The organism is Flavobacterium salmonis, from assembly GCF_903819435.1.
Taxonomy (GTDB): Bacteria; Bacteroidota; Bacteroidia; order Flavobacteriales; family Flavobacteriaceae; genus Flavobacterium; species Flavobacterium chungangense.
On record NZ_CAIJDP010000089.1, the window covers coordinates 141129 to 155967 of the forward strand.

14 protein-coding genes are annotated in these 14839 nt (G+C 32.7%); 6 read left to right on the plus strand and 8 right to left on the minus strand.

What is annotated here, in order from left to right; translation table 11 throughout:
- Nucleotides 1–25 precede the first annotated feature (25 nt).
- Complete coding sequence (locus FLACHUCJ7_RS22785) at nucleotides 26–589, minus strand: tyrosine-type recombinase/integrase (protein ID WP_180910644.1); 564 nt, start codon at nucleotides 587–589, stop codon at nucleotides 26–28.
- 373 nt (nucleotides 590–962) lie between these two features.
- Here FLACHUCJ7_RS22785 and FLACHUCJ7_RS22790 point away from each other — a divergent pair, with 373 nt between their 5' ends.
- Complete coding sequence (locus FLACHUCJ7_RS22790) at nucleotides 963–2018, plus strand: tetratricopeptide repeat protein (protein ID WP_180910645.1); 1056 nt, start codon at nucleotides 963–965, stop codon at nucleotides 2016–2018.
- A 626-nt stretch (nucleotides 2019–2644) separates the two neighbouring features.
- On the opposite strand, the gene FLACHUCJ7_RS22795 is transcribed toward FLACHUCJ7_RS22790, so the two are convergent.
- Genes FLACHUCJ7_RS22795 through FLACHUCJ7_RS22805 form a run of 3 tightly spaced genes read right to left on the minus strand, consistent with a single transcriptional unit; the run spans nucleotide 2645 to nucleotide 3573 of the window.
- Complete coding sequence (locus tag FLACHUCJ7_RS22795; RefSeq protein WP_180910646.1) at nucleotides 2645–2800, minus strand: hypothetical protein; 156 nt, start codon at nucleotides 2798–2800, stop codon at nucleotides 2645–2647.
- A complete protein-coding gene (locus FLACHUCJ7_RS22800; RefSeq protein WP_180910647.1) occupies nucleotides 2793–2993 on the minus strand; it encodes a hypothetical protein in 201 nt (66 codons plus the stop codon). Before FLACHUCJ7_RS22800 ends, FLACHUCJ7_RS22795 begins: the two co-directional genes overlap by 8 nt.
- 7 nt (nucleotides 2994–3000) lie before the next feature.
- The gene (locus FLACHUCJ7_RS22805; protein WP_180910648.1) at nucleotides 3001–3573 is read right to left on the minus strand and encodes a hypothetical protein; all 573 of its coding nucleotides are present in this window, start codon (nucleotides 3571–3573) and stop codon (nucleotides 3001–3003) included.
- Between the two features lie 299 nt (nucleotides 3574–3872).
- Between FLACHUCJ7_RS22805 and FLACHUCJ7_RS22810 the strand changes: the two genes are divergently transcribed.
- The 3 genes from FLACHUCJ7_RS22810 (at nucleotide 3873) to FLACHUCJ7_RS22820 (ending at nucleotide 6152) form a co-directional block, all read left to right on the plus strand.
- Nucleotides 3873–4139, plus strand: a complete 267-nt coding sequence (locus FLACHUCJ7_RS22810; RefSeq protein ID WP_230408897.1) for a helix-turn-helix domain-containing protein — start codon at nucleotides 3873–3875, stop codon at nucleotides 4137–4139.
- Nucleotides 4140–4142: 3 nt separating this feature from the next.
- On the plus strand, nucleotides 4143–5177 hold the full coding sequence (locus FLACHUCJ7_RS22815) for an AAA family ATPase (RefSeq protein ID WP_180910650.1): 1035 nt from the start codon (nucleotides 4143–4145) through the stop codon (nucleotides 5175–5177).
- A gap of 81 nt (nucleotides 5178–5258) precedes the next feature.
- On the plus strand, nucleotides 5259–6152 hold the full coding sequence (locus tag FLACHUCJ7_RS22820) for a DUF6371 domain-containing protein (RefSeq protein WP_230408898.1): 894 nt from the start codon (nucleotides 5259–5261) through the stop codon (nucleotides 6150–6152).
- Between the two features lie 25 nt (nucleotides 6153–6177).
- Here the strand turns inward: FLACHUCJ7_RS22820 and FLACHUCJ7_RS22825 are convergent, their stop codons facing one another.
- The 4 genes from FLACHUCJ7_RS22825 to FLACHUCJ7_RS22840 form a co-directional block, all read right to left on the minus strand.
- A complete protein-coding gene (locus FLACHUCJ7_RS22825; protein WP_180910652.1) occupies nucleotides 6178–6906 on the minus strand; it encodes a hypothetical protein in 729 nt (242 codons plus the stop codon).
- On the minus strand, nucleotides 6903–8162 hold the full coding sequence (locus FLACHUCJ7_RS22830; RefSeq protein ID WP_180910653.1) for a tyrosine-type recombinase/integrase: 1260 nt from the start codon (nucleotides 8160–8162) through the stop codon (nucleotides 6903–6905). The genes FLACHUCJ7_RS22825 and FLACHUCJ7_RS22830 overlap by 4 nt, the downstream gene beginning before the upstream one ends.
- Before the next feature lie 161 nt (nucleotides 8163–8323).
- Nucleotides 8324–11764, minus strand: a complete 3441-nt coding sequence (locus tag FLACHUCJ7_RS22835; protein WP_180910654.1) for a methylmalonyl-CoA mutase family protein — start codon at nucleotides 11762–11764, stop codon at nucleotides 8324–8326.
- A 197-nt stretch (nucleotides 11765–11961) separates the two neighbouring features.
- Entirely contained in the window at nucleotides 11962–12531 is a 570-nt protein-coding gene (locus FLACHUCJ7_RS22840; protein ID WP_031456609.1) for a Crp/Fnr family transcriptional regulator, read from the minus strand.
- 240 nt (nucleotides 12532–12771) lie between these two features.
- Between FLACHUCJ7_RS22840 and FLACHUCJ7_RS22845 the strand changes: the two genes are divergently transcribed.
- The gene (locus FLACHUCJ7_RS22845) at nucleotides 12772–13872 is read left to right on the plus strand and encodes a pectate lyase family protein (RefSeq protein WP_180910655.1); all 1101 of its coding nucleotides are present in this window, start codon (nucleotides 12772–12774) and stop codon (nucleotides 13870–13872) included.
- A 248-nt stretch (nucleotides 13873–14120) separates the two neighbouring features.
- Nucleotides 14121–14837, plus strand: coding sequence for a DUF4197 domain-containing protein (locus FLACHUCJ7_RS22850; RefSeq protein WP_078229371.1), 717 nt, complete (start codon nucleotides 14121–14123; stop codon nucleotides 14835–14837).
- The last annotated feature ends 2 nt before the right edge of the window (nucleotides 14838–14839 follow it).

Consider the following 14839-nt stretch of genomic DNA (forward strand, 5'->3'; position numbering starts at 1 on the left):
AGCGTGAACACCGTGAACATGAACACTACAAACTCATGTATATATCATCCAATTCCTCTTGTCTGATTCCTAAGTACCTTTTTGTTATCGCTGGGGATGAGTGATTGAATAATTCACTCAGGTATAAAAGGGCTTTATCACTTTCTCCATTGTTAGCCCAAACTTGACGACCAAACGTCTTTCTGAGGGAGTGACTACTAATTGCAACGTTTTTAGTAGCAAACATTTCTTTTAGTTTACGGTTGACATATTGCACCGTTATTACTGTTGATTGATTTGAAGTGAAAACATGACCACTTCTTATATCTGTTCTTGTTTTAAGAACTTCGTAAGCATTCTTAATATTGTCGTTTAATCTAATAACACGCTTCTTATTCGTTTTAGATTCTACTAATGAAATTGAGTCATTTTCTAAATCTTCAAATTTCAATTTTAGAATATCAGAAATTCGCAATCCAGCATTTATGCCAAAAACGACTAGAAAACCTAATTTATAGTTTTTTTCAGTTTTGATGATTTTCATTGCTTTGTTCAGAGTTGAATCAAAATTTAGATAGTCGCTAGTAGTGATTGAATTTTTAAGGCTCATGACTGTGATTTTTATTACTGTAAAGATAGTGTTAAAAGTTTCAAAAACAATTAAATTGAATTAAAAGTGAAACTATTTTAATTGTAAAATTCATCAAAACATTATTAATCACTCATTATCAATGTTTTAGCTAAAATAAAAAGTATTACTATTGTTAGAAGTGAAACTTTTATGATTCTCCTCTTTTGAGTATTCCATAAATTTTATCCTGAGCGCAATTTACAATAATATTTTTTCTATTTTTGTATAAAGGCAATACACAATAGCGCGACTATACATCCAAAATCGGACAGCTTGTCGTAGTTTATGGCGAGTATGCACAAGTTGTAGGTAATTAGACCGAAAATAGCCAAGAAAAATAAAAAACGAAAAAATGGGAATATTTGACCTTTTAAAATCGGACTCTGATAAGAATCCGTCAATTGATTTAACTGATTTCAAATTTTTATCAGACGACCATACACGAATCCAAAATGGGCAATCAACTAATGCAAATAACAAAGGCGCTTGGAGAGGAATTAGAGTGAAAACTTCTAACAATAAAACCTTCTATGTTACAATGTATAATATGAATGAAAATCATCCAGTTTGGGGCGATAATATTCAAATGGCTGAAAAGCAAATGAAAATGTTGGAAGAAACAGATAGTAAAATTATTTTAAGAGGTTTTGGTAATGACATAATGGGCTCGTCTTTTGCTGATTATGGTCTTACCCTCCATAAATTTAATGGAAATATAAATAAAGTTTCAATTCATATGTACGACAGAAATGTTGATATAATCTATGTAAAGGCTGAAAATAATGACCAGAAAAAGAAATTAGATAATTATTCAAATACTGATAGTTTTGAAGATTTTATGCGAAAATTCCAGTCAATGTCAATGTCCGAAAAAATGCAAATTGCATCGCAAACTGATGCGTTTAATAATCAAGGAGCAAATGCATATAGAAATGATAACATAGAACTTGCAATAGAAAATTTTGAAAAAGCATTAAAAATAATGCCAATTAATGATGATGCTTTAATCAATTTGGCAAGATGTTACACAATGCTTGGGGAATATGAAAAAACCTTTGAACCATTAAATAAACTCTATCGATTAAATTCTAACAACAGAAATAAAATTATAGCATACAGTTTACTAATGCATCTACTCGAAGATTTTGACTCTGATGGTGGAGCTGTTAGTCCATCAACTTTAATAAATTATATTAAGGCGAAATATAATATATCAACTAACGATGATGAAATTAAAAGTATTATAAGAAGAATAAACGAACCATATAATAGAGATATTTTGGTGTATATGATTGGTGGTGGTTTTGGGTTTGGAATGGGTTCAGGAGGAAGTCCATATATGACTTCAGACGGAACTATAAAATCAGTCATTAGTGACGAAATTGAAGACGTCTTAAATTGGGACTAAAAAAACTAACTACCTACAACAGTCGTTCCAAGATATTTGGGCATTTGGCTGAATTTAAAAATGGTTTTGTACTTGTAAAACTTGTACATAATGGAAAAAACTCGCATCTTTAATCCCAAACCTCTTGTAACGTCAAGATGTTACTGGAGACATGAACCGAAATTACGCAGAAGAAAATAATCAAAAAATAAGCGTTAGTAAACTTTTAAAAAGTAGATATTCTTTATACAAAATTCGGATTTAGATTAACGAAAGAAAAGGAAACTAACGTTTTTGGTATTTCTTTGCAAGAACAACGTTATGACCTAGTAACCTTTAGTGAAGATAATCTGCAATCAAAAATAACAAGACCGCATTCAACACATCATTAAAAAAGCCTCTATTTCTTGTAAATAGAGGCTTTTTATTGTGAAAACACTTGAGTAAAGACAGGAGCATTTAGGTACGAATTAGAACCGTTTAGTACCTATAAATTGCACTTTTGGAACTATTATTTGCGATTTTGGTGTCGAAATTTTGAAAGCCAATCTGATGTAAGGGATTTCACTTAGCTAAAAATTGTTACCTAGGAGGCGGATAACTAGAGCACATGTATTTTGGAACAGGGGGAGGAAGAAGAGGGAGGGCTATCCTAACTGCTCTATTTTTTTTCTTATTACAGCAATTTCTTTTTGAAGTTGTAATTTGGTCATTTGTTTATGTAATTCAGCTTTTCTTTCTGGATTTTCTTCAATACTCATTTCCATTTGTTTGATTCTTATTTTTTCGTCAATGTTATCCATTTTTCCATGAGTTTAAAAGATATTCAACTACAAAAAGTTCGTTCAATTTATTGTTTTTTAATAATTGATACTCTTGCCACAAGTGCCAATCATCGGTTATTGAATTTTCTTCATATTTCATTTCACAATAGTTTTTCAGTAATTCTCGTAAGTGTGGACTGAAATCAAAATTTGTTATTTCATATTCGTTCATCTGGTTGTTATATTATTTCTGTTATTATTGGTGCTTTATTAGCGTAGTTTACGCTGTTATATTTGTTTGTTATGCTTGTAGCTTCAAAAGATATTTCGTTCCAGGAAAAGTACTTGTAAATCACATTTTCAACTATTGTTTTTACTTCTGGTAATTTCCCATCTGTGATAAAGTGAACATGGTTAAATCCTCTTCCATCCAGTTCTATTGTATACTTAATGTATTTGTCTGGCATTTCATTTTTTATCTGGTAAATCAGTTCTTGATGGTATTCCTTGTCATAGTTTTCAAAAGGATTCCAACTCACGAAAGTTTGCCAATCATAGTTGCTCTCAGTATAAATTTTTCTTTTGTTGATTGGCATAAATTCGTTAATGATTGAGTAGTGTATTTTCCATTGCTTACCGTCTTTATCTAATAAACTGGTCACTCCAGCATATTTTTCTTTGATTCTAATCATTTTGTATTTCAGCATTCTTATTGATAGACCTGTTATTTCTGGTAACTGGTTAAGCTTATAATAGGTCTTATATCTTTTACTATTTGCATTGTTGATTAATTCATTAAACTTTTCTTTCATTCTAATTTGGATATAATAAGGTCAAGAGAGGTTACTAATCTCTTGGTTATGTCTGTTGTCTATTTATAAATATGTGAAACTTTTGAAAAAGATGCACTTTGACTAAAAAAAAAGTGTTTTTATTTCAAGAATGGTCTTAGTAAAGTTCATTTTTACCCCAGCATCGAACCAATTGCAAAACAAATTATTGCACCTATTTTGTATAAAATCAAGTGATTAAGTTTTTGCTATTCGAATTAGGGAAACCCTAAAAAATCCCTAATCTTCATTTGTACCATCAAATAACAAACATGGTAATTATGAACAATCAAATTTTTTTAAACGGTATCACAATTGAGCAACTCGCAGAAATATTAAAACCAATGCTAGCTGTTAACGCTCAGGAACAAATCCAATCAGGCAACCCATTTCTAACTAGAGATGAGGTTTGTGAGCTTCTTTCTTTTAACAAAACAAGTCTTTGGAAACATACAAAAAGTGGAAGGCTTAAAAGCTATGGTATTGGAAATCGTGTGTACTATAAAAGAGATGAAGTATTAGAAGCTGTTAAACCTATCAATTCATAAGCTATGGAAAATGTAAACAACGGATTAGAAGTATTAAGTAACGTAATTGATAAAGCAATGACTGCAAGTAATAATATAGTTAAAAATAAAAATATTGGTTTATTCACAATTAAAACTGGTAATGAATGGATACAAGAAGCAAAAAATAAACCTATGCCGAAAATGCTTTTTGGTGAGTTTTGGTTCGAGGGAGAATTATGCATTCTGTTTGCTGATTCCAATGTGGGAAAATCAATTCTAGCTGTACAAATAGCTGACAGTATAAGTAAAAATAAGGAGATAACACCTTTTAAATTAGAAGCAGAAAAGCACCATGTTTTATATCTTGATTTTGAGTTATCCGCTAAACAATTTGAAAATAGATATTCTAAGGATTATGATGAGCATTATTTTTTCGATAATGGTTTTAGCCGAATAGAAATCAATAGTGATGCGGACTTACCACCGAATACAGATTTTGAGACTTACCTTTTGAAATCATTAGAGTTGTCAATTGCTAGTACAGGTGCTAAAACTATAATAGTTGATAATCTAACATATCTTAAAAGTGGTAATGAATCCGCAAAAGATGCACTTCCTTTAATGAAAGAATTGAAGGCATTGAAAACTAAATACGATTTATCCATGTTAGTTTTAGCGCATACCCCTAAAAGAGATATGTCCAAAGCGATAACTAAAAATGATTTGGCAGGAAGTAGGATGTTAATGAATTTTTGTGATAGTTCATTTACTATTGGTCAAAGTTCGGGAGATTCCAGTTTAAGATACATCAAACAGATAAAACAACGAAATACCGAAGAGATTTATGGAGCTGAAAATGTGTGCGTTTGTCAAATAGTAAAACCTCACAATTTTCTAGAGTTTGAGTTTGTGGATTTTGATGAAGAAAAAACTCATTTAAAAGAATCAAATAAAGCAGATAGAGATGAGGTTATTGAACTGGCTAAGGAATTGAGTGATAATGGTAAAAGTCAAAGAGAAATTTCTAGAGAGTTGAATATTTCATTAGGAGCAGTAAATAAGTATCTCAAACTATAAAATGTTCATGATGTTCATTATTAAAAGAGTGAACACCATGAACACAGTGAATAAATAATAATAATAATAATAATAATAATAATGAGAGAGTATAAATATAGCCTAGACAGGAGCAGTAAAAAGTTTATTTGCCCAAAGTGTTTAAAGAAGACGTTCGTTAAGTTCGTTGAAAGTGAAAGCCGAATGTATATGAGTGATGATTTGGGTAGATGTGACCGTGAAAGTAGGTGTGGTTATTTTAGCTCTCCTACAGGTTCAATAATCACTATAAATGAAAAGCCGTCATTACCATTAGCGAAAAGCTTTCATGGTTTGGAATTGGTAGAGAAAAGTATGATGGTAAATTTTGAGAATAATTTTGTTCAATTTTTAAAAACTCTTTTCTCTGAAGAGCAAGTGAAAGAAGCAGTACTAAAGTATCTTATTTGTAATTCTAAGCGTTGGATTGGTGCTACTATTTTTTGGCAAATTGATAACTATGAACGTGTTCATGCTGGCAAAATATTAGCTTATAATCAAGAAACGGGAAAACGAAGTAAAAGTGATGATGGTAAAGCTTTGATTGATTGGGTGCATAGTATATTGAAAAGGAAAGGAATTGTAAACCAATTCAACCTTAACCAATGCTTATTTGGGTTACACCTTATTAAAGATACTGAAGTACAAGTAATTGGATTGGTGGAAAGTGAAAAAACAGCAGTAATAATGAGTATTTTTAAGCCAGACTATGTCTGGATGGCTACTGGTAGTAAAAGTGGTTTTAAATATGAGTTCTTGAAGCCTATTCAGCAATACAAAATTATTGCATTTCCTGACAAAAGCGAGTACAATGATTGGTCTATAATTGCAAAGCGATTAAACATGTTTGGCTTTAGTATCATAGTAAATGACTGGTTGGAAAATACATCCTATAAAGATGGAATTGATTTAGCAGATGTTTACATTGATGCAAAGTTTCAAAAAATTAGAAGTTGATTATTTCTTCAAATAATATTAAAAGTTAAATATCAACATTAGTAGCATTCTTTACAGAATAACCGATTTTCATTAAATGGGTTTCAACAGCCATTACATTTTTAGCTGAATTTAACGGATTGTTTTTATTGTCTAAATCGTTGCCTAAAAGCGGATTCAACAATGGTTGAATTGAACTTGGTTTTGCATCAATAATATGACCCAAAATATTTGCCATGCTGTTTATAGATGTATTAAAAGGTCTCTCCTTTTTAAGGAAATCAATAACGCCAAGTTTTTCAAGATATAAAATTCTTCTAATTATTGGAATATTGTACTCCTCCATTAATTCATCATAAGGTTCTGATGGCAACTTTTCATCTCCGAATTGGGTTCGCTTTATTTTAGTATAGCTAATACGAGTCAACATGTTAAGCTCAGGAAAGAAGTGGGTTATCTTATCTATAAATTCATTAATAAAACTTTTATCAATATACTCACAAAACGTATCTATTGTATCTTCTATATAGTACATATAATAGTCTCCGTCCAAAAGTGTATCGTAAACATGTTCGATATCTTTACTGTCCACATCACTATGAAGATATACTTCTGCTTTTATTTTTAACAAATGATACATAAAAAAATCTTTTCTTAGAAAACGTAAAAGATTTATATCCAAATCATTTGTCAAGTCATAGACGGTTCTAATTCTTTTAAAAGAAGTTAGTTTATCGATATTTTCGTAAAATTCAATTATTTCGCTATTAGTCACTTTTCTATTGATTTAGTTGGTTTTGTTTCGGGAGACAATCTACTAAAATAATCTAACATTTGAAAAGCATTGTCATAAGTCGTTTTGCCAATATATTTTAAAAACATTTGCTCTGTTCCATGACCAGTTACTCCCATCAAAACTGAAGTTGGAATATGACCATAAAAATTAGTCGCAAAAGAACGTCTACAAACATGAGAACTAATAACTTGCCATTTTTCATACTCTCCAAAAGTTAAAGTCCTTTTATCATCAATACGCATCTTACCTTTTACCTTCGTATTAATTTTAGCTTCTTTACATACTTCTTTACTGTAATGATTAAAATGCTCTAGGTTTATTTTATATGGCAACCCATTTTCAATTATTTCTAATGCCTTTGGAAGTAATGGAATAACAACCAATTTACCAGTTTTCTGTTGTCTTAATTCTATAATTTTCGACCCTTTTATAATCTTAATATTTTTGTCTGTAATATTAAGTAAATCACCAGCTCTTTGTCCAATTAAACAGCCTAACAATAGCCATTTTCTAGCGTTAATGTGTGCTTCACGTACTAACTCTGCATTCTTTATAAGCTCTTGTTCTGCTTCTGTCAGTATTATAATCTCCTCAGATTCTTTGACTTCTTTTATAGATTTGATTTGTTTAAACTGTGGATGCGTCAGAATTCCATTAAATGATGCCTTATTAACAACTGCTCGTAATATTGAAATGTAAGTGCCTATATAATTCACAGAACGACCTTTGGCTTTATGGTACTTTTTAAACGTATCAATAAAATCCAAACCAATATCTCTAATAATTACTGGTTTACCTTTTAAATGGTCAACTTCGTAATTAATAATAAATTTTTTTAGGTTTTCTAAATTTTTGATAGAACCTCTAGTTAAATTATCTCCACTATCAATATAATAATCTATAGAGTTAGTTAATACATCTAAGTCAACAACAACAACTTTATTATTGAATAAGTCTATTTGATATTGTAACCATTCACCAGTAAATATTATTCCTTTATCTACATCATTGTTATAAGCATCATTAATAAAGACAGACAATTTATCCAACTTAAATTTAATTGCTTTCAACTCCTGATTTTTCTGAATTGGTTGACCTTTGTCTTTATTCCAATCATTTGGATTAACTACAAAACCAGTCTTACGCTTCCATACAGATTCTCTATTCAATGAATAACGAACGTAAATGTTTGCATTTTCATTCTTACTTTGAATTAAATATTTAATAGTTGCCATGTTTAATTTTTTTGAAATCAAATGTAAATAAAAAATACACTTTTAGCTAACAATTAGTCAACCAAAAGTGTATTCCGATAAATTCATTAAAACCTAAACAACAATTAAAGTACCGAAAACACTAGATTTTTATTCATTTTGATTTAGGCAAATTATTCATTTTACATATTCCTTCTATACTGCCCACCAACCTCAAATAACGCCGAAGTAATCTGACCCAAAGAACAAACTTTTGTAGCTTCCATTAAATGATCGAATAAATTTTCATTTTTAATAGCCGCTTGCTGCAAATTATTTAAATGCTCAGTAACTTTTGCTTCGTGAAATTGATGCAAATTATCCAGCATCGTAATCTGGTATTGTTTTTCTTCTTCGGTAGCTCGGATAACTTCTGCCGGAATTACCGTTGGCGAACCTTTTGAACTCAGGAACGTATTTACGCCCACAATTGGGAAATCGCCGTTGTGTTTTAAGGTTTCGTAATACAAACTTTCTTCCTGAATTTTAGAACGCTGGTACATGGTTTCCATTGCTCCCAAAACTCCGCCGCGTTCTGTGATTCTGTCGAATTCTTGTAAAACGGCAGCTTCAACTAAATCGGTTAATTCTTCGATGATGAAGGATCCCTGAATTGGGTTTTCGTTTTTTGCCAAACCTAATTCTTTATTGATAATCAACTGAATCGCCATGGCACGACGTACAGATTCTTCTGTTGGCGTTGTAATCGCTTCGTCATACGCATTGGTATGCAACGAATTACAGTTATCATAAATGGCATACAAAGCTTGCAACGTTGTTCTGATATCGTTAAAATCAATTTCCTGTGCGTGTAACGAACGTCCGGATGTCTGAATATGGTATTTCAGCATTTGTGCTCTTTCGTTGGCTCCGTATTTGTTTTTCATGGCTTTCGCCCAAATTTTACGCGCCACACGACCAATAACCGAATATTCCGGATCTACTCCGTTGGAGAAGAAGAACGATAAATTTGGACCAAAATCGTTGATGTTCATGCCGCGGCTCAAATAATATTCTACGTAAGTGAAACCATTTGAAAGCGTAAACGCCAATTGCGTAATTGGATTCGCTCCCGCCTCTGCAATATGGTATCCTGAAATCGAAACCGAATAGAAATTACGAACGTTTTTAGTAATAAAATATTCCTGAACGTCGCCCATTAATCGCAAAGCAAATTCAGTTGAGAAAATACAGGTATTCTGCGCCTGGTCTTCTTTTAAAATATCTGCCTGAACTGTTCCACGAACCTGAGATAAAGTTCTGCTTTTGATTTCGTTATAAATATGCAAAGGTAAAACCTGATCGCCGGTAACACCCAAAAGCATTAATCCTAAACCATTGTTTCCTTCAGGCAAATCGCCTTGATAATGCGGGCGCTTTACTCCTTTTTCTTTGTAAATTTTGTTGATTTTGGCTTCAACTTCTTTTTCTAATTCATTGGCTTTAATGTACAATTCGCATTGCTGATCGATTGCAGCGTTCATAAAGAAACCTAACAACATTGGCGCAGGCCCATTAATCGTCATACTTACCGAAGTTAATGCATGAACCAAATCGAAACCTGAATACAATTTTTTGGCATCGTCTAAACAGCAGATTGAAACGCCTGCATTACCGATTTTACCGTAAATATCAGGGCGAATATCGGGATCGTTTCCGTACAAAGTTACACTGTCAAAAGCGGTCGAAAGTCGTTTTGCAGGCAATCCTGCACTTACGTAATGAAAACGTTTGTTTGTTCTTTCCGGTCCACCCTCGCCTGCAAACATTCTCGACGGATCTTCGCCTTCACGTTTAAACGGATACAATCCCGAAGCAAAAGGAAATTCGCCGGGAACATTTTCCTGTAAATTCCATCGCAGGATATCACCCCAGCCTTCGTATTTAGGCAAAGCAATTTTTGGGATTTGTAAATGCGATAAACTTTCAGAATGTGTCGCAATTTTAATTTCTTTATCACGAACTTTAAACGAGTAAACCGGATTTTTATATTTCGCAACCTTATCAGCCCAATTCAGGATAATTTCCCAATTGTAGGGATCTAAATCCATTTTTACTTTATCAAACTGATTTAGTAAAAGGTTTAAAAAGATTCGGTTTTCGTCATGTTCTGTGATGCCAATTGGCAAAACAGTAGAGTCGTCTATTCCTGCTTTTATAATTTGAGGCACTTTTCCCGAAACCGATTCTATGGTTTTATAAATTCCGTATAATTTCTGCGCTACTTTTTGCTGTGCAATTGCCGTTTCATCATAAGATCTGTTATTCTCGGCAATTTCAGATAAATAACGTGTTCTGTGTGGCGGAATCACGAAGATTTTTTCGCTCATTTCTTTTGTGATTTCAAAAGTCGATTTCAAGTCCGAGTCTGTTTTTTCTGCCACTTTATCCATAATCGCTTTGTACAGCGTGTTCATTCCCGGATCGTTAAACTGCGAAGCAATGGTTCCGAAGACCGGCATTTCGTCCGGATTTTTATCCCAAAGATTATGATTTCTTTGATATTGTTTTTTTACATCGCGCAACGCATCAAGCGCACCACGTTTGTCAAATTTGTTTAAAGCCACTAAATCGGCAAAATCAAGCATGTCGATTTTCTCCAATTGCGTTGCAGCTCCAAACTCAGGTGTCATTACATATAAAGAAACATCAGAATGATCCATAATTTCGGTATCCGACTGCCCAATTCCTGAAGTTTCTAAAATAATCAAATCGTATTTCGCGGCTTTTAAAACCTGAATGGCTTCGGCTACATATTTAGACAAAGCCAAATTCGACTGACGCGTTGCCAGCGAACGCATATATACACGAGGATTATTAATCGCATTCATACGTATTCTGTCGCCTAAAAGCGCTCCTCCGGTTTTTCTTTTCGAAGGATCGACAGAAATTAATCCGATTGTTTTTTCTGGAAAATCAATTAAAAAACGACGAACCAATTCATCCACCAAAGATGATTTTCCTGCTCCGCCCGTTCCTGTAATTCCCAAAACCGGAATTTTAGAATTGGAATTTATTTTGTGAATTGTATCAAAAGCCGATTTTGCAATTTCAGGGAAATTCTCTGCAGCGGAAATTAAACGTGCAATTGCAGTTGGCGTTTTGTTTTCGATATGATCGATTTCTCCGTTTAATTGGTCTCCAACAGGAAAATCGGCACGTTCCACCAAATCATTAATCATACCCTGAAGTCCTAAAGAACGACCATCATCTGGTGAATATATTCTGGTAATACCATATCCGTGTAATTCTTGGATTTCGCTAGGCAGAATTACTCCGCCTCCGCCACCAAAAATTTTAATATGCCCCGCTCCTTTTTCATGAAGCAAATCATACATATATTTAAAGTATTCATTGTGTCCGCCCTGATAAGAAGTCATTGCAATAGCATTTGCATCTTCCTGAATAGCAGTATTTACCACCTCTTCAACACTTCGGTCATGTCCTAAATGAATCACTTCAACACCGGTCGACTGAATAATACGGCGCATAATATTAATGGCTGCATCGTGTCCGTCAAAAAGCGAAGCGGCTGTGACAATTCTTACTTTATTTTTAGGAATATATATATTTTGTTGTTCCATTTTGCGAATATGATAATTTTATAGCGCAATTTACAAAATATTTCAACAATTCAATGAACAGATAGCTTTATGTTAACAAAAAATAATTAGTTCGCAGACATACAGATTTCTATCATCTTAAATTATATATTCAGATAATAAAATGATGCAATGCTTTAAGGGAATTTAATAACCCAAAAAGAGAGATTTAATTTGAGTTAAAAACTCTTTTTGATTTTTGATAAAAATTCGTGAGTAACGCCTAAATAAGAAGACAAATTTTTATTATTTATTTTTTTTGTTTTATGAGGATACTTTTCTACAAACTCAATATATCGCTGTTTTGAAGTCTTGTTCAAAACATCCAAAAGCCTTTCCTGTATAGCAATATTGGCTCTTTCTACCATTAAGATATGAAACTGTATAAGTTTAGGCACCTGTTTGAATAACAATGCTTTGTTTAATTTATTAATTACTAATATCTCACTGTCTTCAATGGCTTTTATATTGTATTTTGTCAGTTTTTGGTAATAAAAACTCTCCAGATCACACATCCATTCATTTTCAAATGAAAAGAAAATAACAGTTTCTGTGCCATTTTCATTCAAAATATAGGTTTTAAAAGCACCTTTGAGTATAAAACCTTCATAAGAATTGTTAGAATCCTGAATCTGTAAAAATTCATTTTTTTTCAATTTAATAAACTCTGTTTTATCTAGTATGAAAGCCCACTCCTGATCTGTAAGAGTGATTTTTCTTTCTATATTTTGTCTTAGTGCTTCGTACATAATTTTTAATTATTTCTTAATTAAAATTTCTAAATTTCATAACATTGGGGAGTGAATTTAAATAATGTAATCGATTACGCAAAAATACTAAAATTATATTATATTCAAATTAAATATCTAAAAAAAATTAAATATTCAAATTAATTACAAATTTATTGAACAAGTTCAATATTACTGTAGGATTTAATAAACATATTTGCATCGCTATAAAAATTAGTTTTTAACCAAACAAAAACCATTATGAAATTTAAAACCAAACTAACTATTTCATTATTTACAATTGCTTTGGCTTTTACAAGCTGTAATACAGAAGATACTTCAGACAGTACTGAAAATGCAAGTGCCGCTGCGAGTCAAAATGTTTCAACCTCAAAAGTTGGAGTTTGCTCAGAAGTTCCCGGATGGGCATCTCAAAACGGAGGAACAACCGGAGGAGGAACATCAGCAGAAACACCAGTGACTACTTATGCCCAATTAAAGTCGGCGATTGAGAATACTTCTGTAAAAGTGATAAAAGTGTCCGGAACTATTACTGTTTCTGCAAGATTATCATTTCAAAACCAAACCGGAAAAACAATTTACGGTACCAGCGGTGCAAAAATTGTTTCAACAAATCAGACTAAAGATGGTTCTGGTATCATTTACTTTAAAGGTTGTAAAAACATCATTATCAGAAACCTGATTTTTGAAGGTCCGGGAGCTTATGATACAGATGGCTGGGACAATGCAACTTTAGACAACTGCCAGAATGTATGGGTTGACCACTGCGAATTCAGAGATGGAGTTGATGGAAACTTTGATATCAAAAACAAATCTGATTATGTAACTGTTTCTTATACAAAATTCACTTATTTAAAAGCCCCTAAAGCAGGAGGATCAGGAGGTTCTGACGATCACAGATACTCAAATTTAATTGGTTCAAGCGATAGCGCTACAGGAGACCGTGGAACATTAAGAATTACATTTGCACGTTGCTGGTGGGCAAGCGGATGTAAAGAAAGAATGCCAAGAGTTAGATTTGGAAAAATCCACATCATAAACAGTTATTTCAATAGTTCTGCCAGCAACAAATGTATTGCTGCAGGTTTTGAAGCTGATATAAAAGTAGAAAACAACCTTTTTGAAAATGTAAAAACACCAATTGACTTAATGACAGGTCTTACAGCAGTAACTGTTACATCAGGAAATGTTTTCACTAATACAAGTGGTAATATTGCAGGAAAAAACACTTCATTTACTCCTCCTTATACTATCCCAACTCTTGCAGCATCTGCTGTTAAAGCAGACATCTCTGCCGGTGCCGGTGCTACATTTGCAGGTAATACCTGTGGTTCATTCTAAATTTAAAAAATTGTTTTTAAAGAAGAGCTATCCAGTTTTGGGTAGCTCTTTTGTTTTTAGGTCTTATAAAGTCTAAATTTCTAAAATAGCCCTGATGGAAGCGGTATCCCGCACTTTTTCTGTGCGGAATTTAGCGGACAGCAGGACAAAAGTTAACTATGAAACAAAATGTTTGTGCTCCTGAAATAAAATTGTGGCTTTGTTTTTGAATAAGTAGTATTTTTGAAACTTATAAAAACCCCATTTTAATGAAAAAGATTATACTTCTGTCATTGGCATTTTCTCTTAACTCCTGTGCGCAGGTACAACAAACACTAAATCAGTTACCACAATTATCTTCACAAATTCCAAATCTGGGTGTTGATATCTCTGCTGGTCTAAAAGAAGCTTTAAATAAAGGAATAACGCAACAGGTAAGCAAATTGACTGCTGTCGATGGTTTCTATAAAAATGAAGCGGTAAAAATACTTATGCCTGCAGAGCTTCAAAAAGTAGATGCAACTTTGAGAAAAGTGGGACTTGGTTCTCTTGCAGATGAAGGAATAAAAGTATTGAACCGTGCGGCTGAAGATGCCGTAAAGGAGGCAACGCCAATATTTGTCTCAGCTGTTAAAAACATGTCTTTTACTGATGCTAAAAACATTTTGTTAGGAAATGACAGTGCTGCAACAAGTTATTTACAAGGAAGCACCACAACTCCTTTGTACGCAAAATTTAATCCTGTAATTAAAAGTTCGTTTGAAAAAGTGGGTGCTGATGTTATCTGGACAAAAATTATTAACAAATACAACACTATTCCGCTGGTAAAAAAAGTAAATCCTGATTTAACTGATTACACTACGAATCAGGCTTTGGCAGGTGTTTTTAAAATGATTGCCGTAGAAGAAAAAGAAATCCGAAATAATATCAGTGCAAGAACAACTCCGTTGTTAAAAAGTGTTTTTGCCATGCAGGATAACAAATAAGC